Annotated in this window: 22 protein-coding genes; 9 read left to right on the forward strand and 13 right to left on the reverse strand. The window is 75.0% G+C overall.

Annotated features, from left to right (window positions below; translation table 11 throughout):
- Positions 1-72: 72 nt before the first annotated feature.
- Positions 73-582 (reverse strand): Lrp/AsnC family transcriptional regulator, encoded by a 510-nt coding sequence (locus Aru02nite_RS03500; protein WP_203654904.1) that lies wholly within the window; start codon positions 580-582, stop codon positions 73-75.
- Positions 583-644: 62 nt separating this feature from the next.
- Here Aru02nite_RS03500 and Aru02nite_RS03505 point away from each other — a divergent pair, with 62 nt between their 5' ends.
- Both Aru02nite_RS03505 and Aru02nite_RS03510 read left to right on the forward strand, forming a co-directional pair.
- The gene (locus tag Aru02nite_RS03505) at positions 645-1,502 is read left to right on the forward strand and encodes an EamA family transporter (protein WP_203654827.1); all 858 of its coding nucleotides are present in this window, start codon (positions 645-647) and stop codon (positions 1,500-1,502) included.
- Positions 1,499-2,440: an aldo/keto reductase gene (locus tag Aru02nite_RS03510; RefSeq protein WP_203654828.1), complete on the forward strand. Its 942-nt coding sequence runs from the start codon at positions 1,499-1,501 to the stop codon at positions 2,438-2,440. Before Aru02nite_RS03505 ends, Aru02nite_RS03510 begins: the two co-directional genes overlap by 4 nt.
- 86 nt (positions 2,441-2,526) lie before the next feature.
- Here Aru02nite_RS03510 and Aru02nite_RS03515 read toward each other — a convergent pair whose 3' ends face one another.
- On the reverse strand, positions 2,527-2,952 hold the full coding sequence (locus Aru02nite_RS03515; protein WP_203654829.1) for a VOC family protein: 426 nt from the start codon (positions 2,950-2,952) through the stop codon (positions 2,527-2,529).
- A gap of 60 nt (positions 2,953-3,012) precedes the next feature.
- Between Aru02nite_RS03515 and Aru02nite_RS03520 the strand changes: the two genes are divergently transcribed.
- Complete coding sequence (locus Aru02nite_RS03520) at positions 3,013-3,729, forward strand: GntR family transcriptional regulator (protein ID WP_203654830.1); 717 nt, start codon at positions 3,013-3,015, stop codon at positions 3,727-3,729.
- A gap of 218 nt (positions 3,730-3,947) precedes the next feature.
- Here the strand turns inward: Aru02nite_RS03520 and Aru02nite_RS03525 are convergent, their stop codons facing one another.
- Entirely contained in the window at positions 3,948-4,754 is an 807-nt protein-coding gene (locus tag Aru02nite_RS03525; RefSeq protein WP_239076370.1) for a SigB/SigF/SigG family RNA polymerase sigma factor, read from the reverse strand.
- Positions 4,755-4,934: 180 nt separating this feature from the next.
- On the opposite strand from Aru02nite_RS03525, the gene Aru02nite_RS03530 reads away from it, so the two are divergent.
- Complete coding sequence (locus tag Aru02nite_RS03530; protein ID WP_203654833.1) at positions 4,935-5,315, forward strand: VOC family protein; 381 nt, start codon at positions 4,935-4,937, stop codon at positions 5,313-5,315.
- 4 nt (positions 5,316-5,319) lie between these two features.
- Here the strand turns inward: Aru02nite_RS03530 and Aru02nite_RS03535 are convergent, their stop codons facing one another.
- Positions 5,320-6,183 (reverse strand): ATP-grasp domain-containing protein, encoded by an 864-nt coding sequence (locus Aru02nite_RS03535; RefSeq protein ID WP_203654834.1) that lies wholly within the window; start codon positions 6,181-6,183, stop codon positions 5,320-5,322.
- Between the two features lie 67 nt (positions 6,184-6,250).
- Between Aru02nite_RS03535 and Aru02nite_RS03540 the strand changes: the two genes are divergently transcribed.
- Positions 6,251-6,961 (forward strand): SDR family NAD(P)-dependent oxidoreductase, encoded by a 711-nt coding sequence (locus Aru02nite_RS03540; protein ID WP_203654835.1) that lies wholly within the window; start codon positions 6,251-6,253, stop codon positions 6,959-6,961.
- A 33-nt stretch (positions 6,962-6,994) separates the two neighbouring features.
- Here the strand turns inward: Aru02nite_RS03540 and Aru02nite_RS03545 are convergent, their stop codons facing one another.
- A complete protein-coding gene (locus tag Aru02nite_RS03545; protein ID WP_203654836.1) occupies positions 6,995-7,654 on the reverse strand; it encodes a response regulator transcription factor in 660 nt (219 codons plus the stop codon).
- Positions 7,638-8,825, reverse strand: a complete 1,188-nt coding sequence (locus Aru02nite_RS03550; protein ID WP_203654837.1) for a sensor histidine kinase — start codon at positions 8,823-8,825, stop codon at positions 7,638-7,640. Before Aru02nite_RS03550 ends, Aru02nite_RS03545 begins: the two co-directional genes overlap by 17 nt.
- Positions 8,826-8,960: 135 nt before the next feature.
- Here Aru02nite_RS03550 and Aru02nite_RS03555 point away from each other — a divergent pair, with 135 nt between their 5' ends.
- Positions 8,961-10,031 carry an AF_0692 family protein gene (locus Aru02nite_RS03555; RefSeq protein WP_203654838.1) on the forward strand — a complete coding sequence of 357 codons (1,071 nt, stop codon included), beginning with the start codon at positions 8,961-8,963 and terminating at the stop codon, positions 10,029-10,031.
- Between the two features lie 55 nt (positions 10,032-10,086).
- Here Aru02nite_RS03555 and Aru02nite_RS03560 read toward each other — a convergent pair whose 3' ends face one another.
- The 4 genes from Aru02nite_RS03560 to Aru02nite_RS03575 form a co-directional block, all read right to left on the reverse strand.
- A complete protein-coding gene (locus tag Aru02nite_RS03560; protein WP_203654840.1) occupies positions 10,087-12,075 on the reverse strand; it encodes a DUF8189 domain-containing protein in 1,989 nt (662 codons plus the stop codon).
- Positions 12,076-12,153: 78 nt separating this feature from the next.
- The gene (locus tag Aru02nite_RS03565; RefSeq protein ID WP_239076372.1) at positions 12,154-13,161 is read right to left on the reverse strand and encodes a zinc-dependent alcohol dehydrogenase family protein; all 1,008 of its coding nucleotides are present in this window, start codon (positions 13,159-13,161) and stop codon (positions 12,154-12,156) included.
- Between the two features lie 70 nt (positions 13,162-13,231).
- Positions 13,232-14,740 (reverse strand): multicopper oxidase family protein, encoded by a 1,509-nt coding sequence (locus tag Aru02nite_RS03570; protein ID WP_239076374.1) that lies wholly within the window; start codon positions 14,738-14,740, stop codon positions 13,232-13,234.
- Complete coding sequence (locus Aru02nite_RS03575; protein ID WP_203654844.1) at positions 14,737-14,964, reverse strand: DUF5957 family protein; 228 nt, start codon at positions 14,962-14,964, stop codon at positions 14,737-14,739. The genes Aru02nite_RS03570 and Aru02nite_RS03575 overlap by 4 nt, the downstream gene beginning before the upstream one ends.
- 154 nt (positions 14,965-15,118) lie before the next feature.
- Between Aru02nite_RS03575 and Aru02nite_RS03580 the strand changes: the two genes are divergently transcribed.
- The 3 genes from Aru02nite_RS03580 to Aru02nite_RS03590 all read left to right on the forward strand — a co-directional run bounded on the left by Aru02nite_RS03580 (position 15,119) and on the right by Aru02nite_RS03590 (position 18,608).
- A complete protein-coding gene (locus Aru02nite_RS03580) occupies positions 15,119-16,255 on the forward strand; it encodes a sensor histidine kinase (protein ID WP_239076376.1) in 1,137 nt (378 codons plus the stop codon).
- A complete protein-coding gene (locus tag Aru02nite_RS03585) occupies positions 16,252-16,911 on the forward strand; it encodes a response regulator (protein ID WP_203654845.1) in 660 nt (219 codons plus the stop codon). The genes Aru02nite_RS03580 and Aru02nite_RS03585 overlap by 4 nt, the downstream gene beginning before the upstream one ends.
- A 413-nt stretch (positions 16,912-17,324) precedes the next feature.
- Positions 17,325-18,608 (forward strand): MFS transporter, encoded by a 1,284-nt coding sequence (locus tag Aru02nite_RS03590; RefSeq protein WP_203654846.1) that lies wholly within the window; start codon positions 17,325-17,327, stop codon positions 18,606-18,608.
- A gap of 87 nt (positions 18,609-18,695) precedes the next feature.
- On the opposite strand, the gene Aru02nite_RS03595 is transcribed toward Aru02nite_RS03590, so the two are convergent.
- The 3 genes from Aru02nite_RS03595 to rpmG form a co-directional block, all read right to left on the reverse strand.
- Positions 18,696-21,140, reverse strand: coding sequence for a glycoside hydrolase family 3 protein (locus Aru02nite_RS03595; protein ID WP_203654847.1), 2,445 nt, complete (start codon positions 21,138-21,140; stop codon positions 18,696-18,698).
- A gap of 118 nt (positions 21,141-21,258) precedes the next feature.
- Positions 21,259-21,564 (reverse strand): 30S ribosomal protein S14, encoded by a 306-nt coding sequence (rpsN, locus tag Aru02nite_RS03600; protein WP_203654848.1) that lies wholly within the window; start codon positions 21,562-21,564, stop codon positions 21,259-21,261.
- Positions 21,564-21,731 carry a 50S ribosomal protein L33 gene (rpmG, locus tag Aru02nite_RS03605; RefSeq protein ID WP_203654849.1) on the reverse strand — a complete coding sequence of 56 codons (168 nt, stop codon included), beginning with the start codon at positions 21,729-21,731 and terminating at the stop codon, positions 21,564-21,566. Before rpmG ends, rpsN begins: the two co-directional genes overlap by 1 nt.
- Positions 21,732-21,743 lie beyond the last annotated feature (12 nt).

The raw sequence follows: 21,743 nt of genomic DNA on the forward strand, positions 1-21,743 counted from the left end.
CGACACGCACCTCGGGCCGGTACCGCTGCGGTGCCGGCCCGCCGTCGTGCGTCGCGCGGCGCCCGTGGGTGGTCAGCGCACGGTGCGTTCGTCGGGCAGCGGCGCCGGACGCGGCGGTACGGGGGACGAGACGATCACCGAACTGGTCGTCTGGCCGTACGGCAGGAAACGGTCGAGGACGTCGGCGAGCCGGTCCAGTGCCGGCACGTGCACCCGCATCAGGAAGCAGTCCTCGCCGGTGATGCGGTGGCACTCCGTCACTTCCGGCGTGTCCCGGGCGAGGTCGGCGAGCTTGGGCAGCTGGCCGGGACCGGGCCGGACCCGTACCCAGGCGGCGACGGGGAGGCCGAGCGCGGCCGGGTCCACGTCGAGGCGGTACCCGCGGATCACGCCGGCGCGTTCCAGCCGGCCGACGCGTTCGGTGACGGTCGGCGCGGACATGCCGACGCGGCGCGCGAGGGCGGACATGCTCAGCCGCGGGTCGTCGCGCAGCGCGGCCAGCAGCCGCAGGTTCGCCGGGTCGAGCAGGTCGTTGGAGTTCTGAAAGCGTTCGCCGGATCTGGCCGGTCTCCTCGACGACATCTCCGCCTCCTGCCTTACGTTTGCCATGGTGGCAGCGTCATCCGCATCGCAGACTCTATGCCGTGCCCAGCCCCCGTGTGCCGCCGCAGGTGTACTTCGTCGGATCGGCCGTCTGCCACTACCTCGGGCCCGCGTTCGCGGTGCTGCTGTTCCCGCGGGTGGGGCCGCTCGGCGTGGCGTGGCTGCGGATCGCGTCCGCGGCGGCGGTGTTCGGCGGGTGGCGGCGGCCGTGGCGGTCGCTGCCGCGGCACGGGGCCGGTGCACCGCTGGGCGCCGCGTGGCTGCCGGTCCTCGCCCTCGGCCTCGTACTCGCGGCCATGAACGTCGTGTTCTACCAGGCGATCGCGCGGCTGCCGCTCGCCACCGTCGGCGCGATCGAGTTCCTCGGGCCGGTCGCGCTCGCCGCGGCCGGGCTGCGCGGCCGGCGCAACCTGGCGGCGCTGGCGTTCGCGGTCGGCGGCGTCGCGCTGCTGGCCGACGTACGGCTGCGGGACGAGCCGCTGGGATTGGTGCTGGCGTTCGCCAACTGCGCCCTGTTCGTCGCGTACGTGGTGCTGAGCAAGCGGATCGCGGCCACCGGCGCGGGCGTCGACCGGCTCGGCGCCGCGATGCTCGTCGCCGCGGTGGTGGTGTCGCCGGTGGCGCTCGGGTCCGCCGCGCCCGCCTTCGCCGACCCGGTACTGCTCGCGGCCGGCGCGGCGGTCGGCGTCTGCTCGTCGGTCCTGCCGTACGTGCTGGACCAGCTCGCGCTCGCCCGGCTGTCCCGCGCCGGTTTCGCGCTGCTGCTGGCTCTGCTGCCGGCGACCGCCACGGTCATCGGTCTGGTCGTCCTGCGCCAGGTGCCGCGCCCCGCGGACCTGGCCGGGATCGTGTTGGTGGTCGCGGGAGTCGCGCTCCACCGGGAGGGAAGGACAGCATGACGGTACCGCTGGGTCGGGACGGGCTCACCGTCTCGCGGCAGGGACTCGGCTGCATGGGCATGGGCCACTCGTACGGCCGCGCGGACGACCGGGAGTCGGTCGCCACCATCCGCCGCGCCGTCGAGCTCGGCGTCACGCTGCTCGACACCGCCGACCTGTACGGCTCGTCCACCGGTGACCCCGGCAGCAACGAAACCCTTGTCGGACAAGCGATCCACCACATCCGGGACCAGGTCGTCCTGGCCACCAAGGTCGGATTCGTGTACGCCGACGGCGAGCGCCGGCTGTGCGGCCGCCCCGAGTACGTGCGGGCGGCGTGCGACGCGTCGCTGCGGCGCCTCGGCACCGACCGCATCGACCTGTACCACCTGCACCGCGTCGACCCGGCCGTACCGGTCGAGGACAGCGTCGGCGCGCTCGCCGAGCTGGTCGCCGCCGGCAAGGTACTCCACATCGGACTGTCCATGGTGGACGCCGACCAGCTCCGCGCCGCCCACGCCGTGCACCCCGTCAGCGCGGTCCAGTCCGAGTACTCGCTGTGGCGGCGCGACATCGAGCACTCGGTACTCCCCGCGGCGCGGGCGCTCGGCGTCGGCCTCGTCCCGTACTCCCCGCTCGGCCGCGGCTTCCTCGCCGGTGCCGTCGCGGCCGGCGACGACGTCGGCCGGTTCCGGTCGACCCTGCCCCGGTTCGGGCCCGCCGCACTCGCCGCGAACGCGCACATCGCCGACACCGTACGGGATGTGGCGGAGGAACTGGGTGCGACCGCCGCACAGGTGGCGCTGGCCTGGGTGCACAGCCGCGGCGCCGACGTGGTACCGATCCCCGGCACCCGGCACCGCCGCCACCTCACCGCGAACGTCGGCGCGCTCGACCTGACGCTCTCCCCCGCCCAGCTCGACCGGCTGGATCGCTTGCACCGCACCGTAACCGAGTGACAGCAACGGTCGGCGGCCGGGCGCAGCATGGCGGGCACTCCGCCCGCGCCGCCGGCACGCGCCCGCGGTGCCCGGCGAGCGCGTCGTCAGACGGCGAAGACCTGGGTGTCGTCGGCGAACGCCTTGAACTCCAGCGCGTTGCCGGCCGGGTCGTGCAGGAACATGGTCCACTGCTCGCCCGGCTGGCCCGCGAAGCGCAGGTACGGCTCGATGACGAACGTGACGTCGGCGGCGCGCAGCCGCTCGGCGAGCCGGTGGAACTCCGGTACCGGCAGGATCAGCCCGAAGTGCGGCACGGGCACGTCGTGGCCGTCGACCGGGTTGTGCGCGCCGCCCCCGGCGCGGGCCGCGGCCAGGTGGGTGACGAACTGGTGGCCGTGCAGGTTCCAGTCGATCCAGGTGTCGGTGCTGCGGCCCTGCGCCAGGCCGAGGACCTCGCCGTAGAACCGGCGGGCGGCGGCGAGGTCGTCGACCGGCATGGCCAGGTGGAACCGCGGGATCGGGGTACTCATCGGTCGGCACCTTCCGGTTGGTTGTCGCAATGTTAACATTGCGACAACGGGAGGAGACACATGGTCGAACAGCGCAGGGTGGCCGTCGAGAAGCGCAGGACGGCCGTCGAGCAGCGCACGGTGGCGCCCGCCCGCCGCCGCGGCCTCGCCGACGAGGTCGCCGACAGCATCCGCGACGCGGTCTTCGCCGGGACGTACCCGCCGGGTGCGCAGCTGCGCGAGGTGGAGCTGGCCGCCGCGCTCGACGTCAGCCGCGGACCCGTCCGCGAGGCGCTGCTCCGCCTCGAACGCGAGGGACTCGTCCGCACGTCGTGGCACCGCGGGGCCACCGTCACCACGCTGTCCGCCGACGACGTCGCCGAACTCGACAGCCTCCGCGGCGCGCTCGACCGGCTCGCCGTCGAACAGCTCGTCGCGCACGCGTCCGACGCCGACCTCGACGCGGTCGCCGACGCCGCCGACCGGATCGGCCGTACGAGTGACGAGCACGCCATGGTCGGCCACGACATCGCCTTCCACGACGCGGTGTACGCGGCGAGCCACCATCGGCGGCTCCAGGACGCGTGGCGCGCGGTCCGGTCCCAGGTGCATCTCTACCTGCTGACCCGGATCGGCCACAGCACCGACGACTACCTGGCGCACGTACCGGACGAGCACCGGGCACTCGCCGCCGCGCTGCGCGCCCGCGACGCGGACACCGCGCTCGACCTGTTCGCCGCGCACCGCCGGCACGCGTTCGAGGTCCTCACCGCCGGCGACGCCGAGCGCCGCCCCTGACCGCGCCCGTTCGTACGAGGCGGCCGCTCCGGCGCGCCGGCCGATCCGGCCTGCGGCACGCGGTCGCCACGACGCGGACCCGCGCCGCCGTACCCACGACGGCGCCGAGCGACGCCGATCCGTGACGTGGCACGGAAACCCGGGTCCACGCTGCCGCGGCGCGATGTGGATCCGTTGCGCCGCAAGGCATCACGGTCCCACGACCAAACCCGGGACGGTCAGGCGACGCCGGAGAAGCCCGCCGGACGACGTGGAGTACGGCGGGCGGCGGTGCGCTGGCCGCAGACGTCGACGCGGTCGGAGTCGCCCTCGATCCAGGCACGCAGCCCGGCGAGCGTACGGGTGATGAGGCGGGAGACGTGCATCTGCGACAGGCCGACCCGGGCCGCGATCTGGCTCTGCGTCTGGTTTTCGAAGTACCGGAGGAACAGCAGTTCGCGTTCGCGGTCGGGCAGCTGGTCGAGTGCCGGCCGCAGGGAGACGCGGTCGGCGACGAGTTCGACGCGCTCGTCCCGGGCGCCGATCAGGTCGCCGACCTCGCAGCTCTGGCCGTCCCGCCGGACGGGCAGGTTCAGCGAGGCGGTCGAGTACGCGCGGTCGGAGCCGAGGGCGGCGAGTACCGCGCGGCGGTCGACCCGCAGGGCCGCGGCGACCTCGGCGCTGGTGGGGTCGTGCCCGGCACGCTGGGCCAGCTCGTCCACGGTGCGCTGCACGTCGCGGCGCAGTTCCTGGAGTTCGCGGGGGACGCGTACATCCCAGCACTGGTCACGGAAGTAGCGTTTGAGTTCGCCCTGGATGGTGGGCACGGCGTAGCCGAGGAAGCCGCCGAGCGCGGGGTCGAAGCCGTCGACCGCCTTGACCAGGCCGACCCGCGCCACCTGGACCAGGTCGTCGGGCGACTCGCCGCGGTTCGCGTACCGCCGGGCGATCCGGTCGGCGACCGGCACCAGCCCCTCGATCGCCGTGGTACGCAACGTTGTCCGGCGCGTACTGCCGCTGGGCAGTGCGGCCATCCGTCGCAGCATTCTCTCGTGGTAACGGACAGGGTCGTCACGCATCGCCGCACACACCCCCGGGGCGTCGTACGCCGCGGTCGGCCGCGACGCTGCCGATCTGTCATCACGGGATCGGTTACCCCGTCGGCGGTCCCGCGAAACCGTCCACTGTGGATGGAATGCACCGCGTCGACCGGTACGCTGCGGCGAATGCATCGCAGTCGCGCGTACGCCGTCCTGATCGACACCCCGGCCGACGAGGCACCGCGGGCCGCCGCGTTCTGGTCGGCGGCACTCGGCGCGACGGCCCGGCCGTTCGGCCCGGCGCCGCAGTTCACGTCGCTGCACGACGCGCTGCCCGGATTGGTGGTCGCCGTACAGGCCGTCGACGACACGCCGCGCTACCACCTGGACATCGAGACCGACGACGTCGGGGCGGAGACCGCGCGGCTGGTCGCGCTGGGCGCCACCGAGATCGCGCGGTGGCAGGAGTGCCGCGTGCTGCGCGCGCCCGGCGGCCACCTGCTGTGCGTACTGCCGGTGGAGACCCCGCCCGACGAGTTCGCCGCGGCGGCGAACGTGTGGCCCTGAGGCCTCAGCCGGTCAGCAGCGCGGCGAACCCGGCCCGGTCGACGTCCGGGTGCAGGTCGCTGACCTGGCCGGAGCCGGCCTCGACCACCCGCCATGCCCCGTCGGTACGGCGGGCCAGGTCGGTGGCGACGAGCCCGCCGCCGAGCGCCTCGACCGCGGGACGTACGGCGGCCAGATCCGGTTCGGGGCAACGGATCCGGGCGCTGTCCGGGTGCGGGGTCACCAGCTCGGGGCTGCCGTCCCGCCACCAGACGCGTACCTCGGGGTCGTCGAAGGGCTCGAACGCGCGCAGCACGATGCCGCCGGCCAGGTCGTCGCCCTGCAGGTCGAGGAAGCGCCGCACGACCCGGCCCAGCCGTACGGTGTCGGCGAGGTCGGGGACGAAGCACGCCTCGTGCCACTCGTGCTTGCGGGACTTGACGAAGTCCTTGACGATGCCCGGCCCGGCCGGCAGCCGCGCGGCCAGCTCGGCGAGTTCCTCGTCGGCGACCGTCGCGCCCGGGGTCACCGGCAGCCAGGCGCTCGCCGGCGTCACCGCCTCGAACGCCCGGTACCAGCCGGGCAGCTCGTGCACCGCGCGGTACCTCCCGGGCGGCACGCGCAGCCGTACCCCGCGCCGGGCCAGCGCGTCGGCCAGCTCCGCGTACCGGTCGGTCGGCACCATCCAGCCGCGGTACCAGGCGGCCTCGGGCAGGTCCACCGGTACGGAGGCGACGGCCCGGTCGGGTTCGCCGGCGAGCAGCGCGTCGTGGTCGACGAGGGCGACGGCACCGCCGGCCGCGCGGACGGCCGCGGCCTCCGCCGCGAAGTGCTCGTCGACCCGCTTCGGCCGCAACGGGTCGCGGCAGTACAGGACGGGGGTGGGCATGACTCCGGACGGTACCGCGCCGGCGCGGCTTGACCTCGACCGCGCTCGAAAACCTACCGTCGAGGTCATGACGACGACACTGGTCACCGGCGCGAACAAGGGTCTCGGGTTCGAGACCGCCCGACAGCTCGTGGCCGCGGGGCACACCGTGCACCTCGGCAGCCGCGACCTCGAACGCGGCCGGCGGGCGGCCGAGGCGATCGGCGCCCGCGCGGTGCAGCTCGACGTCACCGACGACGCCTCCGTGGGCGCCGCGGTACGCACGATCGAGGCGGCCGGCGGGCTCGACGTCCTGGTCAACAATGCCGGGATCCAGGCCGAGATGCGCGACGGCACGGTGGTCGTCGGCGCCGCGGACCTGACCGCCGACGTGCTGCGCGAGACGTTCGAGACGAACGTGTTCGGCGTGGTGCGCGTGCTGCACGCGTTCCTGCCGCTGCTGGCGCGGTCGGCGGCGCCCGTCGTGGTCAACGTGTCCAGCGGCCTGGCCTCGATCACCCGCGCCACCACCCCCGGCAGCCCCGGGTACGACTACCGCGGCGTCGCGTACCCGGTGTCGAAGACGGCGGTCAACATGCTGACGGTGCAGTACGCGAAGGCGTTTCCGGAGATGCGGATCAACGCGGTCGAGCCGGGCTTCACGAGTACCGACCTGAACCAGGGCACCGGGACGAAGACGGTCGAGGAGGGCGCGCGGGCGATCGTGCAGCTCGCGCGGATCGGTCCGGACGGCCCGACCGGCAGCTACCGTACGCTCGACGGCACGCTGCCCTGGTAGCCGGAATCCCTTCACCGGCAACGGAATCCGGCGTCAGCGCGTCAGCCCGGCCTCCCGCGCCAGCAACCCCGCCTGGGTACGGTTCGCACAGGCGAGCTTCACCAGCAGGCGCGAGACGTACCCCTTGACGGTGGCCTCGCTGAGGTGCAGCCGCTGGCCGATGCGCGCGTTGGGCAGGCCCTCGCCCAGGCAGGTGAGGACCTCGCGCTCGCGCTCGGTCAGCTCGGCGACCAGCCGGCCGGCGCCGTCCGGTACGGGGCCGGTGGCGGCCAGCAGCCGGCGGGTCGCCGCGGCCGACAGTACGGTGTGGCCGTCGGCGGCCACCCGTACCAGACCGATCAGGTCCTCCGGCGGTGTCGACTTCAGCAGGAACCCGGCGGCACCGGCGCGCAACGCCCGCGTCACGTACTCGTCGGTGTCGAACGTGGTGAGCACGACGACGGCGGGGGCGTCCGGCCGGGCGGTGATGTGGCCGGTGGCGGTGAGCCCGTCCATGCCGGGCATCCGCAGGTCCATCAGCACCACGTCGGGCCGGAACCGGGCCACCGCCTCGATCGCGGCGGCGCCGTCCGCGGCCGTCCCCACCACCTCGACGTCGTCCGCGGTACCGAGGATCGTGGACAGGTACGCGCAGACCAGCTCCTCGTCGTCGACGAGCAGGACACGGACGCGGCGGTCAGCGGCTGGACACATGGGAAGGCATTGTCGCATTCACCCGGAACCCGCCGGACTCCGCCGGGCCGGCCGTCAGTGTGCCGCCCAACGCCTCGACCCGGCGGCTCAGCCCGAGCAGCCCGGTGCCGCTCCCGGTGTCCGGCAGCCCGGCCGGTCCCGCCGCGGGTCCGTTGCGCACCACCACCTCCACCCGGTCCGTCCGGTACCGGACGGTCACGTCGACCGCCGCGCCCGGCGCGTACCGGTGGACGTTGGTGAGGGCCTCCTGCACGATCCGGTACGCGGTGCGGCGGACGATCGGCGACGCGACGCCCGGGTCACCGTCCTCGGCGAGTACGACCGGCAGGCCGACGGCGCGGGAGTCGGCGACCAGGGCCGGCAGGTCGTCGGCGGGCGGTGCCGTGACCGCTCCGGTACCGGTGTCGCCGCGCCGGATCATCCCGAGCAGGTCGCCCAGCTCCTGCAACGCCTGGCAGCCGGTGAGGCGCAACGCCTCCGCCGCGTCCCGTACGGCCGGATCCGGGGTGGTGAGCCGCAACGCGCCCGCCTGCAGCACCATCAGGTTCACCCGGTGCGCCACCGAGTCGTGCAGTTCCGAGGCCAGGCGGCTGCGTTCCTGGGCGCGGGCCTGCTCGGCGAGCAGTACGCGCTCCCGTTCGGCCTGCTCGGCGCGGTCCCGCAGGGCTTGCACCATCTGCCAGCGTGCCGCCAGGTACAGGCCGAGCAGGGCGGGGACGGCGGTGTGCAGGATGCCGACCGGGGTGCCGGACCACGTCGGGCGCCACGGGTGCGCGGCGAGCACGGTGGCCACCGCGATCAGTACCCAGAGGGCGGGTGCGCGGGTGCGCGGCGCGTACCGGCGGAGGCCGACGACGGCGCTGAACAGGGCGATCGGCGGCCACAGATTCACCGCGGCGTACCGGTCGGTCAGCGCGCCGGGTGCCACCACCGACGGCAGCAGGCCCACCACGACCACCGCGGCGACCAGTACGGAGACGGCGACCGGCCGCGCCCGCAGCGCCGGTACCGCCGCCGAGGTGACCACCTGCAGCGCCGTCACCGCCCACACCACCGCCGACCCGGTACCGCCCGCCAGCGGCACGGAGCCGAGGGCGGCCAGCACGAGCAGCGCGACCGCCACCCCGTCGACGACCCCGTCCCGTCTCGTCCGCCCAGCACACTCCGGCACACCGACACGGTACTGAGCCGGCGGCACCGTACGGGTGCGTCACGCGCGGACAGCGACGAAGGTCGTGTCCGGTCGCGACCTTCGTCGGGCCGGAACGCGACGTTTCCCGCTCGCGGCGGGGTACCGGCGGGCGGTGTGATCGACGCACGGCGCCGGAGCCGGCGCCCGCCGATCACCTGGGGGTACGACGTGACGCACCACCGACCCGCCGGACGCCGCCGGGCCGCCCTGACCCTGGCCGTACTCACCCCGGTCGTGGCCGAGCTGGGGCTCGGCAGTACGCCGATGCACCTGGCCTTCCTGCTCCTGCTGTGGCTGCCGATCTACGGGGCGGGCGTGCTGCTCATCCGCGAGGCCGTACGCCGGGTCGGCGGCGGCTGGGCGAGCCTCGTGCTGCTCGGCGTGGCGTACGAGCTGGTCGAGGACGGCATCGGGTTGCAGGCCCTGTCCAGCCCGCACCTGTACGGCGCCGCCGGGTGGGCGCCGCGCCTGTTCGGCCTGAACACCGCGTACTGGGAGGTGAACGTCGTCTACCACGTGGTGTTCAGCGTGCTGGTCCCGATCGCCCTCACCGATCTGATCTTCCCCGCGCACGCCGACCGCCCGTACCTGAAGCGCGGCGGGCTCGTCGGCGTCGCGGTCTGCGCCGTGGTCGGGGTGGCCCTGCTGCGGGTCAGCGTGCCGCCCAGCCAGGACCCCGGCTACGTCGCGCCCGCCTGGGTACTCCTCGGCTGTGTCGCCGCCGTCGCTCTCCTCGCCGTCGTCGCCCTCCGGGTACTCCCCCGGCGCGCCGCCCGCCCGCTGCCCGCCGGCCCCGCCCCCGCGCCGTGGCTGGCCGCCGCCGTCGGGGCGGGCGCGACTCTGGTGTTCTTCGCGCTGGCGTACCCGGCGTTCGGCGCGAAGCAGCCGGCCTTCACGCACGGGGCGTGGGCCCTCGTACCGATGGCCGTCGCGGCGCTCGTCGCCGCCGGCACCACGCTGCTGGTGTACCGGTGGTCCGGCCGGCGCGGCTGGAACGACCGGCACCGGATCCGGCTCGTCGGCGGCGCGCTGCTCGCGCACACCGCGTACGGCGTGGCGGGTGTCGTGCACACCCTGTTCGACCGCGTCGGGCTCGCCGTACTCGGGCTGCTCACGCTGGCGCTGCTGGCCGCCCTGGACCGCCGCCGTACCCCGGCGTTGCCGCAACCCGCCGCCGCCCGGTGACCGGTTCCCCGCCGGGCTGGTGTGGCGGTCGGTCCCGTGCCCGGCACGGGTGGGGTCAGGTGGGCGCGCCGGTCGGGAGGACGGCGACGGGCGCGAGGTCCAGCGACCGCCAGTCCCGCCACCCACCGGCCGGTACGTCCTGGACGCGCTCGCGCAGGGTGCCGTCCGGTGCCAGGGCGACGACGTGGATGCGGCCGGTGGCGTCGGTACCGACACTGGGCGTGCCGGCGAACGGGCCGGTGCCGAACTCCTCGATCGCGGACCAGCCGCCGTCGGCGTCCTGCCAGCGGTGCGTGAGGACGGCGCCGCCGGGCGGTACGAGGAAGGCTTCGAGTCGGCCGTCGGCGTTGACGGCGACCGTCGGCGAGGCGTCGGCCCAGAGCGCGAACCCTTGCCACGGCGCCCATCCGCCGCTCGGGGCGGCCTGCGGGCGGAGGTTCACCCCGGTGCCGACGGGCGCGACGGCGAACACGGTGAGCAGGCCGCGCAGGTCGCGTTCGATGGTCGGGGCGGAGCCGGCGGGGGTGGGGCCGAGGGTGGTGTCCCAGTCGCTCCAGTTGCCGTTCGGCGCGTTCTGCCAGCGGTGCGCCAGGTACGCCGCGGCCGGGCCGAGCGCGAGTACCTCCAGGCGGCCGTCGGCGTTGACGCCGACCACGGGCGGGCCGCCGGCCGGTCCGCCGAAGGTCGCCCAGTCGCTCCAGTCGCCGCCGGGCGCCAGCTGCCAGCGGTGGCTCAGGTACGCCCCGGCCGGGCCGAGCGCGAACGCCTCCAGCCGGCCGTCGGCGTTGCGGGACACGGCCGGTGCCGCGCCGGCCGGCCCGCCGAACGGCAGCCAGTCGTCCCAGCTCCCGTCCGCCCGCTGTACGCGCGTCGTCAGGTCCCGCCCGTCGACGCCGAGGGCGAACACCGCCAGCCGCCCGTCCACCTCCCGCGCCACCGTGGGCACGGCACCGGACGGCGGCCCGAACCGTTGCCACGTACCGGAACCGGACGCTGTCAGTACACAGTGGAGGGTGGTGTGGTCGGTGCGGTCGAGGGCGAACAGGTGCAGCCGGCCGGCGCCGTCGAGCGCCACCGCGGGGTTCGCCGGGCTCTGCCAGGGCGGCGGGGACGACCGCCAGCGCAGCGGCGCAAGGTACACCCCGCGCTCGAACGAGCCGGCGCCGGTGACCCACCAGTCGTCCCCGTCCGCGACGACCTCGGCCGCGTGCGCCGGTACGTGCCCGGCCCAGTCGGACACGGTGAAGTGCAAGGGATCCCGGCTGCGGAACACGTCGGTGCCGACGTACCCGTTGCGGGGGCCGACGAACAGGTACCAGAAGCCGTCGCGGTACACGACGAACGGTGACTCGGTGACGGAGGCCGAGTCGTCGTCGGTGGCCGGGTCGGTGAACGCGGTGCCCGGCTCGCTCCAGTGCACCAGGTCGGTACTGGTCCGGTACGCGACGATGTGGTTGCCGTGCCAGGCTGCCAGCTCGCAGTAGTACATGACCCAGCGGTCGCCGACGCGCACCACGTACGGGTCGCGCGCGACGAGGCCGCGGAACAGCGGGCCGGACGGCAGCCGGGTCCAGGTGGTCAGGTCGGTGGAGGTGGCCAGGTTGACCGCGGCGCCGTCCCCGCCCGCCGCGTAGAACATGTGGTACGTCCCGGCGTGCTCGACGACGTGCGGCGCCCACAGGTGCACCTCGCCGAAGTACGAGGGGTCGACGGTGAGGGCGTCCGGCAGGGTGGTCCACGGTCCGGCGAGGTCGGGCGCGCTGGCGTGCGCGAAGCTGATCTCCCTGGCCCCGTCCGGGAACTGGCCGGGCGGCGCGGCGTCGCCGACGATTCCGAACAGGTGCCAGCTGCCGTCGGCGGCGCGGACGACGGTGTGGTCGTTGATGTACCGGGCCGGTCCGCCGGCCGGCGTCGGGTCGTACACGTGCCGGAACGGGCCGGCGCCGACCCACCACGCGGTGTCCTGCGCGGCGGCGGGGCCACCGGTCAGCAGCGGGGCCACGGCCGTCCCGCCGAGCGCCGCCAGCACCGTTCTGCGTGTCATCCGGACCATCGCGGCCTCCGATGTACATCGTTGTACATCGTTTCTAGCAAACCGGACGGGACCGTCCAAGCCCCGCGGTCAGCGCTCCGGTACGAGTGCCACCTTGCCGCGCCGACCCTCGTCCGCCACCCGGTACGCCAGCTCGGCCTCCGCCAACCCGTACGTGTCGGTGACGACGCGTGCCGGGTGCAGGTCCCACCGGGCCAGGTTGTCCAGCAGCTCCGACATCCGCACGATGCTCGTGACCCACGAGCCGTACACGGTGATGCTGCGGTGGATCAGGGCCGCGGACACGTCGACCGGGCCGAGCGTCCCGCCCTCGCCGACGAACACGCAACGGCCCCAGCGCCGGGTGTGCGCGAGCGCCCCGGCCTGCGCGGCGCCCACCCCCGAACACTCCACGCTCACCTCGTACTCCCCGGTCGGGGTCGGGCGCGCGTCGGTCACCGCGGCCAGCTCGCCGGCCAGCTCGCGGCGAGAGGCGACCGGGTCGACGCCGACCACCTCGGCGGCGCCGAGCGCCCGCGCCAGCATCCCCACCGCCAGGCCGACCGGACCCAGCCCGGTCACGAGTACCCGGTCCGCGCCGGACACCCCCGCCCGCCGCAGCGCCTCGTACGCGGTGCCGAAGCCGCACGCCACGCACGCGCCGTCCAGGTACGACAGGGTGTCGGGCAGCGGCACCAGGTCGTCCTCGTCGGCCAGCAGGTACTCGGCGTGCCCGCCGTCGCGCTGCCACCCGTACGCCCGGCGGCCGGCGCCGGTGCAGCTGATCCGGTAGCCGGCGCGGCAGTCGTCGCAGCGCCCACACCCCGAGATGTGGTACACCACCGCCCGGTCACCGACCGCCGTACGCCGGCAGCCCTCCCCCACCGCGGTCACCTGGCCGCACGGCTCGTGCCCCGCCACGACCCCCTGGTACGCCTCGGGTCCGGTGCCCAGGTGCTCCCGGTAGATGGCCCGCAGGTCGCTGCCGCAGATCGTCGACGCGCCGACGCGCAGCAGCACCTGCCCGTACCCGGGCTCCGGCACGTCGACCGTCCGGAGATCGACGACGCGCCCGCCCGGCAGGTACACACCTCTCATCCGGACCATCCTGCCACCCGCCGCGGCCCACCGGGAATCACGCGCGGACACCGTTGCGGCGCAAGGGAAGTCAGCGGACCCGGAAGTTGGCCATCATCATCATGTCCTCGTGTTCCAGGTTGTGGCAGTGGAACACGTACCGGCCGCGGTAGCCGTCGAAGCGGAGCAGCACCTCGACCGCGTCCCCGCTGGACAGGTCGACGGTGTCCTTCCACCCGCGGGAGTACCGGTCGGCGTTTCGTACCTGGAACGGCGCCAGGTGGACGTGCACCGGGTGCGGGACGTTCTGCGCGTGCAGCCGCCAGAGTTCGACAGTGCCGAGTTCCGGCTCGGCGGCCATGCGGTCGGGGTCGAAGAGGTGCCCGTCGACCGTCCACGGCGTCACCCCGTGGTGTTCCGGACCGCCGCGCCGGAACGTGAACTCGCGGCGCCGCACCGCCTCCGACACCCCCAACGGCCGGTACTCCGCCAGCCGTTCCGGTACGTGGCTGTCGTCGTGCCCGCGCCGCGCCACCACGAACCGCATGACCCGCGCCGTACCGCCGGAGCCGAGCCGGTTGACGAGCGTGACGCGCTGGCCGACGGAGTACCGGGAGAAGTCGACGACGACGTCGAACCGCTCGGCCTGGGCGATGCGCAGCGTGTCGTGCCCGATCGGCGCCGGCAGCAGCCCCTGGTCCCCGCCGACCTGGACGAACGCCCGGCCGTCCGGCGGCGGCGGATCCAGCGCCAGCTCGTACCGGCGGGCGTTGGAGGCGTTGAGCAGCCGGAACCGGTAGCGGACCGCGGACACCTCCATCGTCGGCCACGGCGCGCCGTTGACCAGGATGCAGTCGCCGAGCACCCCGCTCATGAACTCCGCCCGCACGCCCGGCATGCCGGTCAGCGACGGATCGAGCGCCGGGTACGCCAGCGCGCCGTCCGCGCCGAACGACCGGTCCGCGACCATCAGCGGTACGTCCCGGTCGCCCCGCGGCAGCGGTAGCGCGTCCTCCTCGTCGTCGTGCACGAGGTGGAACCCGGCCAGCCCGCGCCACACCTGCGGCCCGGTGAAGTCGAGCCGGTGGTCGTGGTACCAGAGCGTCGCGGCCCGCTGCTCCACCGGATACCGGTACTCGCGGCTCCCGCCCGGCGCGACCGTGTCCGTCGGGTACCCGTCGTGCTCGGCCGGTGTACGCCCGCCGTGCAGGTGCACCACCGTCGGTACGGGCAGCGCGTTGTGGTGCCGGACCACGGTGCGCCGGCCGCGCCGCGACACGATCGTCGGCCCGGGAAACACCCCCTCGTACCCCCAGATCGTGGTACGGGTGCCGGGCAGGATCTCCACCCGCGCGGCCCGCTGCGTGACCTCGTACGAGTCCACCCCACCGGCGGTACGCAGCGGGCGCAGTACCGGCGGGACCGGCAGCGGGACGCGGAACGGCGCGGGCAGCCGGGCGCCGCTCACCAGCAGCGCGCCGGCACTCGACTCCGTCTCGGTGTTCCCGCCGCCCATCGACAGGCCGCCGCACCCGGCCACGGCCGGTACGAGCAGCCCACCGGCCGCCACCCGGAACAGCCGGCGGCGACTGAGACTCACGAGCCCGACCGGCGCCGGTGCGCCCGTACCCGACGGTCCACCACGACCGCGACGACCGCGCCGACCACCGCCAGCGCCTGCTGGCCGAACCCGATCACCAGCGCCCACGGCGTGCTCACCGGGCCCTGCGCGACGACCACCCGCGCCACGATCTCGTCGAAGACCACGAACCCGACGGCCAGGCCGACGAACAGCCCGAGCACCGCCATCCCCAGCGTACGCATCGCCCCTCCACTCCGTCGCCGACCGGGCACAACGTAGGTCGGCGGGGTCCACGCGGGCATCCGTCCCGGCTCGTCGCCACGGTCGCCCCGGTACGACCCCAGGTGTCGCCCCGAGTCGACGGTCCCTCGCGTACGGGCGGGTTACGCTCCGGTCGTGAGCCTCGTCCGGCACCGCGCCGTACTCGGCGACGCGGCGCTGGGCGTCGGCGTGGCCGTCGTCGTCGCCGTCGCCATCGCCATGGACCTCGGCGGCGAACGCCGCCCCGACCCGGTCGCGTACCTGTTCGCCGCCGGGCTCGGCGCGCTCATGCTGGTACGCCGGCGTTTCCCGGTCCTCGCGCTCGTCGCCACCGGCACCGGCATCCTCGGGTACTACGCCGCCGGCTACCCCGCCGTCGGGCTCGCCCTGCCCGTCGCCGGCGCCCTGTACTCCGCCGCCGAGGCCGGCCGGTACCTGCCCGCCGCGCTCACCGCCGTCGCGCTCGTCGCGGTCAGTACCGGGTTCCGGCTCGCGCAGGGCGAGAGCGCCGCGTACCTGCTCGGGTTCGAGCTGGCGTCCACGGTCGGGCTGATGCTCGCCGCCATCGCGCTCGGTGCCGCCGTCCGGGCCACCCGCCTGCTCCGCGCCGAGCAGGTACGTGCCGCCCGGCGCGCCGCCGCCGAACGCGACGCCGAAGCCGCCCGCCGCGTCGCCCAGGAACGCCTGCGCATCGCCCGCGACCTGCACGACGTACTCGGGCACACCGTCGCGGTCATCACCGTGCAGGCCAACGTCGCCGACGAGGCGCTCGACGACGACCCCTCCGCCACCCGCGCCGCGCTCGCCACCATCCGCTCCGTCGGCGACACCGCCGTCCGCGAACTCCGCGACACGCTCGGCGTGCTCCGCGACGGCGCCGACCGCGCCCCCACCGGCAGCCTCACCCACCTCGACGCGCTCGCCGACGCCACCGGCCTCACCGTGTCCGTCCGTACCGAGGGGGAGCCGGTGCCGCTGCCGACCGTGGTCGACGCCACCGCGTACCGGATCGTGCAGGAGGCGCTCACCAACGCGCTGAAGCACGGCCACGCCACCCACGCCGACGTACTCCTCCGGTACGGTCCCGACCGCCTCCACCTCACCGTCACCGACCGCGGCGCGAACCCCGTCCACGAGGTACCGGACGGCGGGACGGGGATCGCGGGGATGCGGGAACGGGCCGCCCTGCTCGGCGGCACGGTCACCGCGGAACCGTTGCCGGACAACGGGTTCCGGGTGACGGCCACGCTGCCCGTGGCGGTCGGCCGATGATCCGGGTCGCGCTGGTGGACGACCAGCAGCTCCTGCGCGCCGGACTCGCCGCGCTGCTCGACCGCGCCGACGACATCACCGTCGTCGGCGAGGCACCGGACGGCGCCGCCGGCGTCGCGCTCACCCGCAGCCACCGCCCCGACGTCGTCCTCATGGACATCCGGATGCCCGGCATGGACGGGATCGAGGCCACCCGCCGCATCGTCGCCGACCCCGACCTGCGCGGCACCCGCGTCGTCGTCCTGACCACGTTCGACACCGACGAGCACATCGTCGACGCGATCCGGGCCGGCGCCGCCGGGTTCCTGCTCAAGAACACCGGACCCGCCGAACTCCGCGACGCCGTACGCACGGTCGCCGGCGGCGAGGCGCTCCTCTCCCCGTCCATCACGGCGCGGGTGATGGCCGCGCTCGCCGCCGCCCACCCGCGCGCCGATCCCGCCCGCATCACCGGACTCACCGACCGGGAACGCGAACTGCTCGCCGAGATCGCCACGGGCGCCACCAACAGCGAGATCGCCGGCCGGCTGTTCCTCAGCCCCGCCACCGTCCGCACGTACGTCAGCCGGCTGCTCACCAAGCTGTCCGCCCGGGACCGCGCCGAACTCGTCCGCGTCGCGTACGAGAGCGGCCTGGTCCGGCCCGGCGCCGACTGACGCCCGACTTCGCTTGCCGCCCAAGGGATCAGAAGCTATCCACTGTGGACGGTGGTAGTGCTCGCGCCCGGGCTGGTCCGGGGCGGTCCGGGGCGCGGGCGACGGGCGCGGGAGTACGAGGTGATTGGGCCCGGTCGCGCCGTCTGTCCGCACTGACGGATCGGAGCCGGGAGTCGGGGTGTGGAACGGCGGGCGGGTGGGCTGCTAGGGTGTCGCCAGTCGTCCGGGCCCGCCTTGGTCCGGGCCCTACGTTTCTCCTCCGCCCGGTGTCGGGGCGGCGGTGTGGGCGCGTGTCCCGTCCCACCGCGGTCTTGGACGTCCCCCGGCGGGCCAGGGCCGCACCTTCTCGCTCCACTCAGGCGCCGGCGGCCCACGACGGCCCGTCCCGCCGGTCGGCGACGAAGGACACTCCCATGCCACGGGCCGTTTCCGGCTACCGTTCCCTGCTGCGCACCCCGGGCGCGGCCGCTTTCTTCCTCACCGCCGCGTTCGGGCGGATCGGCATCGCCATGACCGGTCTCGGGCTGGTGTGGCTGCTGCACGCGCGCACCGGCTCGTACGGCACGGCCGGGCTCGCCGCGGCCGGTTTCGCGCTGGCCGAGGCGCTGGTCGGCCCGAACCTGGCCCGGCTGGTCGACCGGTTCGGCCAGACGCGGGTACTACCGCTTTCCCTTCTCGCGTACGGCATCGCCAGCGTCGGCGTGCTCACCGCGACCTCGGCGGTCCCGGCGGTCGTGGCGGCGACGTGCGCCGGCGCGGTGGTACCGCAGCTCGGTGCGCTGTCAGGGGCGCGGTGGGCGCACCTGTTGCGGGCGACGCGGTCGGACGAGCTGCCGACGGCGTTCTCGTTGGAGTCGCTGGCGAACGCGACCGCGTTCCTGGTCGGTCCGGTACTCGTCACGTCGCTCGGCGCGCTCGGCGACCCGGCCGTGGCCAGTACGATCGCGGTGGTTCTGATCGTGGGCGGGGGCGGCGCGCTCGCGGCGCAGCGGCGGACCGCGCCGCCGTCGGCCCGGGAACACCGGGCGCGGGCCGGCGACGCGGCCGGCACCGGGCGTCGGCTGTGGCGCCCGACGTTCCTGCTGCTCGCCCTGCTCAACCTGGCCATCGGCCTGTACTTCGGCACGATGGGGCTGTCCGTCAGCGCGTTCGCGACCAGCCACGGTACGCCGGGCGCCGCCGCGCCGATCGTCGCCGCGTCCAGCCTCAGCGGGCTGCTCGCCGGGTGGCTGTACGGCCTGCGCCGGCATCCCACGCCAGCCCGCCGGCAGCTCGTCGTCACGACCGCCTGGCTGGCCGGTACGGCGCTGCTGCTGCCGCTCGCACCGTCCGCGCCGTGGCTCGCCGTCGCGGTCGTGGCCACCGAGGTCGCGGTACCCCCGACGCTCGTCCTGCTCAACGTCCTCACCGAGCGCGCCGTCCACCCGATCGTGCTGACTCAGGCGTTCACCTGGGGAAACTCGGCCAGCGCTGCCGGTTCGGCGCTGGCGGCGTCACTCGCCGGCCGCGCCGTGGACTCCTGGGGCGCCTCCGCCGCGCTCGCGCAGGCCCCGGCGGCCGGCCTCCTGCTGCTCACCCTGGCCCTCGTCCTCGCCCGTACGACCCGCGACCGGTCCGCGCCACCCACCGAACCGGAGTCGCCGCCCACGACGCCCGAGCCCGCGGCGCCGGTCGCGCCACCGACACCGGCCGAGTGAGTCGCCGGGGACGTCGCACCGCAACGGCACCGGCGGGCGCCGCTCGGCGCCCGTTCCGTTGCGGGACAACGGAACGGGCGTGCCGGATCAGGACAGGGTGACGGTGGTGGTGAGCGCGAGGTCGGTGGCGGAGCGGCCGACGAGCAGGTCGACGGGGCCCGTCTCGTACTGCCAGGCGCCGTCCCAGTACGCGAGGGCTCGGGGCGGCACGGTGATCGTGACGGTCCGCGTGGCGCCGGGATCGGCGGTGACGCCGGCGAACCCGACCAGCCAGCGCACCGGACGGTCCACTGTGGACTCCGGCCGCGCCGCGTACGCCTGCACCACCGTACGGCCGCGGCGGGCCCCGCTGTTGGTCACGGTCACCCGGAGGGTCACGGTGCCGTCGGCGGCGACCTCCGCCGTGACCGCGTCGTACGCGAAAGTGGTGTAGCCGAGGCCGTGGCCGAACGGCCAGGCGGGGGTGGCGCCGGCGCGCAGCCAGGCGCGGTAGCCGACGTGGATGCCCTCGTCGTAGCAAAGCCGGCCGTCGACGGGGGTGACGTCGAGAACGGGCACGTCGGCCTGCGCGGCGGGCCAGGTGGTGGGCAGCCGGCCGCCGGGTTCGACCGCGCCGAGGAGCACGTCGGCGAGCGCGTCACCGTACTCCTGGCCGCCGAACCAGGTCAGCAGGACCGCGGCCGCGTCGTCCGCCCAGGGCAGGACGACGGGGGCGCCGGCGTTGACGACGACCACGGTACGCGGGTTGGCGGCGAGTACGGCGCGCACGAGGTCGTCCTGCCGGCCGGGCAGCGCGAGGTCGGCGCGGTCGTACCCCTCGGACTCGACGCGGTTGTTCGTGCCGACCACGACCACCGCCACGTCGCACGCCGCGGCGGTCTCGGCGGCGGCGGCGATCAACGCCTCCGGATCGGCGCGGTCCGGCCCCCGCCCGACCGTGCAGGACAGCATGCCGGCGAGCGCCCCGGTCCGGTCCGCGATGTCGTACTCGACGCGCAGGTCCACCGGGGTGTCCGCGACGAGGTCCACCTCGAACGTACTGGCCGGCGGGGACAGCAGCGCCGCGCCGAGGTCGGTGCCGACCGGCTCCAGCGTCCGCTCGTGCGCGAGGACGCCGTCGACGAAGATCCGCACCGTACCGACGGCCGCGAAGCCGAGCGACGCGCGCCCGGATTCCGTTGGTACGTAACGGGTGTGGAGTTCGAGAGTGTCGGACTCGGCGACCGGCGCGGCGGTGGCGCCGAGCCAGGTGAGCGCCGTCGTCCGGCGGTCCTCCGCGTACAGTTCGGCGCCGCCGGCCAGGAACCGCGCCCGTACGCCGCGGCCGCCGGTGACCGGGTTGGTGAGCTGCGCCAGCGGCAGTTCGGCGACGCCCTCCTGCACCACGGCACCCGTCGCGTACCGGACGTCGACGCCGGGCAGGGCGGCGCGGATGCCGGCCTCCGGCGACACGACCCGGTCCGGCAGTACGGTCGCGCTGCCGCCGCCCTGGGTACGGGCGAGCCGCGCGTTGTGGCCGATGACCGCGACCGAGGACAGCGCGGCCCGGTCGAGCGGCAGCACGCCGTCGTTGGCGACCAGGACGCTGCCGGCCGAGGCGACCCGCCGCGCGAGCGCCACCCCGTCCGCCGCGGGCGTACTCGCCGGGTCGGTGCTGGACGCCGGGTCGGGCGGGGTCGGCGTGCCGAGCGCGCCGACCCGGGATGCCAGGCGCAGCAACCGTTCCACCTTGCGGTCGACGACGCTCTCGGCGATGTCCCCGGCGCGTACCGCGGCGACCAGCGCGTCGCCCCACGGCCCGTCCGGACCGGGCATCACGAGGTCCTGCGCGGCGCGCGCGGCGGCCAGGCTGCGTACCGCGGTCCAGTCGCTGACGACGACACCGTCGAAGCCCCACTCGGTGTTGAGCGGCGTCTCCAGCAGGTCGTTCTCGCTCGCCGTCACCCCGTTGACCGAGTTGTACGCGCTCATCACCAGCCACGCGCCGCCGTCCACGACCGCCCGTTCGAACGGCAGCAGGTACAGCTCGCGCAGCGCGCGCTCGCCGACGACGGTGTCCGCGGTGAAGCGTTCCGTCTCGTAGTCGTTGGCCACGTAGTGCTTCGGCGTCGCGCCGATCCCGTTGTCCTGCAACCCTTTCACGTACGCGACGGCGACGGCCGCGGTCAGCTCCGGGTCCTCGCTGTACGCCTCGAAGTGCCGGCCGCCCAGCGGCGAACGGTGCAGGTTGACCGTGGGCCCGAGTACGACGTCGACGCCCTTGCGCCGGGCCTCCGCCGCCAGCGCCGCCCCGTACGCGCGGGCTAGGTCGAGGTCCCAGGCGGCGGACAGCGCGGTCGCGCTGGGCAGGTTCAGCGACGGTTCGCGCTCGTCCCAGCGCGGGCCGCGTACGCCGGACGGGCCGTCCGAGACGACCATCGACCGCAGGCCGATCGCGGGCGCCGGCCGGGTCGTCCAGAAGTCGCGGCCGGTCAGCAGCCCGACCTTCTCCTCCAGCGTGAGCCGGTCCACCAGGTCCCTGATGTCTGTCACGGGCGGTTCCCTCCCTGCTGCGCGGCGCGGTCGGTCCCGGCACGGCACCGGTTCGCCGGCCGGGCACCTCACAGCATGCCCGCCGGCGGCCCGCGATCCCAGCGTCCGGCGGGGACCGTCAGCGGGCGGACTTGCGGACGCCGGGCAGTTCGCCGCGCAGCGCCAGGTCGCGGAACCGGATGCGCGACAGCCCGAAGCGCCGCAGGTACCCGCGGGGCCGCCCGTCGAGGGCGTCCCGGTTGCGCAGCCGGGTCGGGCTCGCGTCGCGCGGCAGCCGGGACAGCGCCCGTACCGCCGCCGCGGTGTCCGCCGCCGACCGGGCCGGGTCGGCGACGGCACGCTTGAGTTCCGCCCGGCGTACGGCATGGCGGGCCACGACTGCCCGCCGCCGGACGTCCCGGGCCCGCGCGCCCGCGCCCGCCATCAGCGCTCCTCGCGGAACTCGACGTGCTCCCGCACCACCGGGTCGTACTTGCGCAGCACCAGCCGGTCCGGCGTGGTGCGACGGTTCTTCCGGGTCACGTACGTGTAGCCGGTCGCCGCCGTACTGCGGAGCCGGACGATCGGACGGAGCCGGTTCGACTGTGCCATCGGATCCTCGTC

It is taken from the genome of Actinocatenispora rupis (genome assembly GCF_016861975.1).
GTDB classification, from domain to species: domain Bacteria; phylum Actinomycetota; class Actinomycetes; order Mycobacteriales; family Micromonosporaceae; genus Actinocatenispora; species Actinocatenispora rupis.

What these genes read in the sequence shown, in the direction of transcription:
- Aru02nite_RS03500 (WP_203654904.1), bottom strand. Translation starts at nt 582, where the DNA reads ATGTCGTCGAGGAGACCGGCCAGATCCGGCGAACGCTTTCAGAACTCC.
- Aru02nite_RS03510 (WP_203654828.1), top strand. Translation starts at nt 1,499, where the DNA reads ATGACGGTACCGCTGGGTCGGGACGGGCTCACCGTCTCGCGGCAGGGA.
- Aru02nite_RS03515 (WP_203654829.1), bottom strand. Translation starts at nt 2,952, where the DNA reads ATGAGTACCCCGATCCCGCGGTTCCACCTGGCCATGCCGGTCGACGAC.
- Aru02nite_RS03520 (WP_203654830.1), top strand. Translation starts at nt 3,013, where the DNA reads ATGGTCGAACAGCGCAGGGTGGCCGTCGAGAAGCGCAGGACGGCCGTC.
- Aru02nite_RS03525 (WP_239076370.1), bottom strand. Translation starts at nt 4,754, where the DNA reads ATGCTGCGACGGATGGCCGCACTGCCCAGCGGCAGTACGCGCCGGACA.
- Aru02nite_RS03530 (WP_203654833.1), top strand. Translation starts at nt 4,935, where the DNA reads ATGCATCGCAGTCGCGCGTACGCCGTCCTGATCGACACCCCGGCCGAC.
- Aru02nite_RS03535 (WP_203654834.1), bottom strand. Translation starts at nt 6,183, where the DNA reads ATGCCCACCCCCGTCCTGTACTGCCGCGACCCGTTGCGGCCGAAGCGG.
- Aru02nite_RS03540 (WP_203654835.1), top strand. Translation starts at nt 6,251, where the DNA reads ATGACGACGACACTGGTCACCGGCGCGAACAAGGGTCTCGGGTTCGAG.
- Aru02nite_RS03545 (WP_203654836.1), bottom strand. Translation starts at nt 7,654, where the DNA reads ATGTGTCCAGCCGCTGACCGCCGCGTCCGTGTCCTGCTCGTCGACGAC.
- Aru02nite_RS03560 (WP_203654840.1), bottom strand. Translation starts at nt 12,075, where the DNA reads ATGACACGCAGAACGGTGCTGGCGGCGCTCGGCGGGACGGCCGTGGCC.
- Aru02nite_RS03565 (WP_239076372.1), bottom strand. Translation starts at nt 13,161, where the DNA reads ATGAGAGGTGTGTACCTGCCGGGCGGGCGCGTCGTCGATCTCCGGACG.
- Aru02nite_RS03575 (WP_203654844.1), bottom strand. Translation starts at nt 14,964, where the DNA reads ATGCGTACGCTGGGGATGGCGGTGCTCGGGCTGTTCGTCGGCCTGGCC.
- Aru02nite_RS03585 (WP_203654845.1), top strand. Translation starts at nt 16,252, where the DNA reads ATGATCCGGGTCGCGCTGGTGGACGACCAGCAGCTCCTGCGCGCCGGA.
- Aru02nite_RS03590 (WP_203654846.1), top strand. Translation starts at nt 17,325, where the DNA reads ATGCCACGGGCCGTTTCCGGCTACCGTTCCCTGCTGCGCACCCCGGGC.
- rpsN (WP_203654848.1), bottom strand. Translation starts at nt 21,564, where the DNA reads ATGGCGGGCGCGGGCGCGCGGGCCCGGGACGTCCGGCGGCGGGCAGTC.
- rpmG (WP_203654849.1), bottom strand. Translation starts at nt 21,731, where the DNA reads ATGGCACAGTCGAACCGGCTCCGTCCGATCGTCCGGCTCCGCAGTACG.